The sequence below is a fragment of the Colwellia sp. TT2012 genome, from assembly GCF_001440345.1.
In the GTDB taxonomy this organism is placed as follows: Bacteria; Pseudomonadota; Gammaproteobacteria; order Enterobacterales; family Alteromonadaceae; genus Colwellia.
On record NZ_LJYX01000174.1, the window covers coordinates 1 to 746 of the forward strand.

Annotated in this window: 2 protein-coding genes; both read right to left on the reverse strand. The window is 61.7% G+C overall.

Annotated elements, in window-relative coordinates; genetic code table 11:
* Positions 1 to 112 precede the first annotated feature (112 nt).
* Positions 113 to 550, reverse strand: a complete 438-nt coding sequence (locus tag ASU03_RS20440) for a TadE/TadG family type IV pilus assembly protein (protein ID WP_082627379.1) — start codon at positions 548 to 550, stop codon at positions 113 to 115.
* Positions 531 to 746 (reverse strand): hypothetical protein (locus tag ASU03_RS21290; protein ID WP_197411333.1); only part of this gene is annotated, 216 nt, incomplete at its 5' end. The genes ASU03_RS21290 and ASU03_RS20440, both read right to left, overlap by 20 nt.

Sequence of the window (746 nt, forward strand, 5' to 3'; positions counted from 1 at the left end):
CGTGGCGGGTCGAGGGACGGGTGCAGGCCGGGGGTAGGCTGGTGGGCGGGGACGTGCAGGGCGTGGGCGCTGCTGCGGCCGGGCAGCCGGCCGAAGATTTTGTCACCGGAGGTCAAAATTGCAGGCTCGACTGGGCATTCAGCGTCGTTGGTAGGCTGGGCACGGTGCCAATGCCCGGCAGCACAATAAACGGCAGGACATTCTTGAGATTAGCCGAGGGGTAGTTGATTTCGACGGTCAGCACCCCGGCGGTGTAGGTCGGGTTGATATGGCCCGCCTGAAACTGGAAGGTGGCGGGAATCCACTGCAATTGGCTTTGCACGGTCTGGGTCGCCCGCAGTATGAGCGCCGCATTGTAGTTGGGGGTGCTGGGGTCCAGCGCCACGCTGCGGCGCACGGCCTCGGCCGTGGCCTGGTTGAACGACTGCAACAGCAACAGCGGCAGGCTGTAGCTGACCATGGCATAGAACACGGCAAAAAAAATCACGAAGACCGCCGCAAACTCGATGGCGACGGCCCCTTTTTGCTTTCTAGGGAGGCTGGTTTTCATCACTGCGACTACCCTGACTGCTACTACCTGATATCAGCATAGAATCAATCAGCAAAAAGGGACGGTTTTTACGTGGTCCAAGGCCTCGTGGTTTTAGTCTGGCTGGTGGTGTGTGCGGTGCAGGACGTTCGCCAGCGGCCGCTTGCCAATCGCCTGACCCTGGCGGCCGCACCGCCGGCGCTGCCTTTCCTGTTGG